Annotated in this window: 3 protein-coding genes; all 3 read right to left on the bottom strand. The window is 61.8% G+C overall.

Annotated elements, in window-relative coordinates:
* Positions 1–417 precede the first annotated feature (417 nt).
* The 3 genes from CWO89_RS42655 to CWO89_RS42645 all read right to left on the bottom strand — a co-directional run bounded on the left by CWO89_RS42655 (position 418) and on the right by CWO89_RS42645 (position 2,591).
* Positions 418–1,203, bottom strand: a complete 786-nt coding sequence (locus CWO89_RS42655) for a molybdopterin-binding protein (RefSeq protein ID WP_130584189.1) — start codon at positions 1,201–1,203, stop codon at positions 418–420.
* Between the two features lie 17 nt (positions 1,204–1,220).
* Complete coding sequence (locus tag CWO89_RS42650) at positions 1,221–1,856, bottom strand: cytochrome b/b6 domain-containing protein (RefSeq protein WP_130584188.1); 636 nt, start codon at positions 1,854–1,856, stop codon at positions 1,221–1,223.
* 180 nt (positions 1,857–2,036) lie between these two features.
* Complete coding sequence (locus CWO89_RS42645) at positions 2,037–2,591, bottom strand: fasciclin domain-containing protein (protein ID WP_130584187.1); 555 nt, start codon at positions 2,589–2,591, stop codon at positions 2,037–2,039.
* Between the last annotated feature and the right edge of the window lie 256 nt (positions 2,592–2,847).

Below are 2,847 nucleotides of genomic sequence, written 5' to 3'. Positions count from 1 at the left end.
TACGGCTTACTTCGTGCTCTCCTTGGTGACCGGGCTTTCTTGCCACCATCACTCACAGATCATCTCTGCGAACTTAGCGCCAGCGTCGGGGCGCCAGGACCACACGACTTCGCCGTCCGCTAATGCCACGCTCGTCGGTCGTGACACTCTCGTCCACCGCATCTCACCGCAACGTTCGTGACGATCGCGAGCCGCCCCTCATTCGGGTGAGACGCGCGGAGTTAAATCACTGATTTGCCCGACGGCGAAAGCGGAATGTTTTTCGCTGCAAGGCTGGACGGGGCAAATCACTTTGGAATCGCTGGCGAATTTTCGGGGCGATGCGACAGCATCGAGCCCGGAATGACGGAGAGTGAGGAGCGCGCGGCCCGTCCCTCGAGACGCCGCTGGCGCGGCTCCTCGGGATGAGGAGCGGAGCTAGCTTCCGCTAAACGAATTGTAGCCCTGGTCTTCCCAGTAGCCGCCCTTGTAGTCGTTGGTGACTTCCATCGAGATCACGTATTTCGGGTTCTTGAAGCCGAGCTTGGTCGGCACCCGGATCTTCATCGGATAGCCGTAGGCGCGCGGCAGGATCTCGTCGGCGAATTTAAAGGTCATCTGCGTCTGCGGATGCAGCGCGGTCGGCATGTCCAGCGGCGAGTTGTAGCCGTCCTTGTCGGCGCACTGGAACCAGACATATTTCGCGCGCGTGTCGGCGCCGACGAGCTTTAAGAAATCGCGCAGCGGCGTGCCGGTCCAACTGCCGATTGCGCTCCAGCCCTCGACGCAGATATGGCGCGTGACCTGCTTGACCTGGGGCAGCTTGTAGAGCTCCTCCAGCGTCCACGGCTTCTTGTTCTCGACCAGGCCGCGCACCTCCAGCTTCCAATCCTTGCCGTCGATATCGGGCGCGTCGTCGAGATCGTAATAGCCGTTGAACGGAAACGGTTTTGTAATGGCGCTTTCAGGAAAGGTCGGCGCCAGCGCATTCGGATTGAACATCCAGGCCTGCACCGCATCGTTGAACTTCGAAACCTGCGCCAGCATCGTTTCCGCCGAGGAGCTGTCGATGACGTCGCAGCCCGTGAGCAGCGTCAGCGCCCCCAGGCTGGCGCCGCCGGTGATGAAACGCCGGCGTGTCAGATCCGGCATCAGCTTCACGGCGTCCTTGACCAGCAGCTTCTTGTCGACGCCGGGGATCAGGAACTTGCGCATGCGACCCATGGTCTTTCTCCTTGAACTCAGCGGCCGATGATCATGGCGCGCAAGCTTCTTGGCACCAAAATCGCCAGCGCGACGTGAACAACGAGGAAGGCGACGATCAGCGCCATGCAGATGAAATGGACATAGCGCGCCACGTCGTAGCCGCCGAACAGCGCGGTCAGCCACTGCAACTGCACCGGCTTCCAGATCGACAGGCCCGACAGCACGATGAGCACACCGACGACGATGATGCCGGCATACAGGAGCTTCTGCACGTAATTGTACTTGGCGAGATCGTCGTGCGACAGCTTGAAGGTCAGCGCCGCCTTGGTATCCGAGATTACGCCCGCCGGCGTGATCGGCAGCAGCTTCTTGCGGAAGCGGCCGGTGACGAAGCCAAGGACGAGATAGACCAGGCCATTGACCATCAACAGCCACATCGCGGCAAAGTGCCAGAGCAGCGCGCCGCCGAGCCAGCCGCCGAGCGTGATGCTGCGGGAGAACGTGAAGTTGAACAGCGGCGAGGCGTTGTAGATCTGCCAGCCCGACATGATCATCAGGATCATCGCCACCGCGTTGATCCAATGCACGATCCGGACCCAGGCCGGCTGGATCACCTTGGTCGTGCTGCTGACTGGGGCTGCGTGCTCGTCGCGGACTGCAAGGCTCGACATGGCTGTTCCTGCTCGGAATTCGTTACGTATTTATACGCCCGGATCGGGGCCTTGTTACCGCGACACCTGGTACCAATGCGATACGAACGGCGCATCGCGGTCACAAAAAAGCGAGCCGGGTTTCCCCGGCTCGCTGGTCTCACGCTGCCTGTCTGGGGGATGAAACAGGCGCGCGCGGGGTTACGAGGCGGGCATCAACACGGTGTCGACCACATGGATCACGCCGTTCGACTGGTTGACATTCGAGATCGTCACCGTCGACCAATTGCCCTTGGCGTCGCCGATCCAGACCTTGCCGTCCTGCTTCTTCACGGTCAGTTCCTCGCCCTCGACGGTCCTAAGCTTCTTGCCGTCGGCAAGGCTGGAGGCCTCATACTTCCCCGGCACGACGTGATAGGTCAGGATCTTGGTCAGCGTCGCCTTGTTCTCCGGCTTGACCAGGGTTTCGACGGTGCCCGCCGGCAGTTTGCCGAACGCCATGTTGGTCGGCGCGAACACCGTGAACGGGCCCTTGCCTTCCAGCGTGCCCACGAGACCAGCGGCCTTCACCGCGGCGACGAGGGTGGTGTGGTCCCTGGAATTGACCGCGTTCTGGATGATGTTCCTGGATGGGAACATCGCGGCGCCGCCGACCATCACGGTCTTCTCCTCGGCGCGAACCGGCGCCATCACGGTCGCGGTGAGCGCCAGTGCGCTGAACGCTGCGGCGGCGAGAAGTGCTGTACGTTTCGACATGGACAATCTCCCGTTTGGCTAACAATGACCGGCGGAGCTGCCGCCGGGGATGAAAGGCAACGACGGCGCGGCTAGTCGATTGCACCGTCGTTGGCCGCAGCTACGGGAGGGTTTGGGACGGGGTTTCGCGGGATAATTTATCGTGATGGCTGAAACTATCTGCGGGCGTGGCCGTGGGGGTGCGCTGCCGTAGGGTGGGCAAAGCGAAGCGTGCCCATCATCATGAGCGGAGTGCTTGATGGTGGGCACGCTTCGC

Source organism: Bradyrhizobium sp. Leo170 (assembly GCF_004296405.1).
Classification (GTDB): domain Bacteria; phylum Pseudomonadota; class Alphaproteobacteria; order Rhizobiales; family Xanthobacteraceae; genus Bradyrhizobium.
This window is presented reverse-complemented; position numbering and strand designations above follow the sequence as displayed.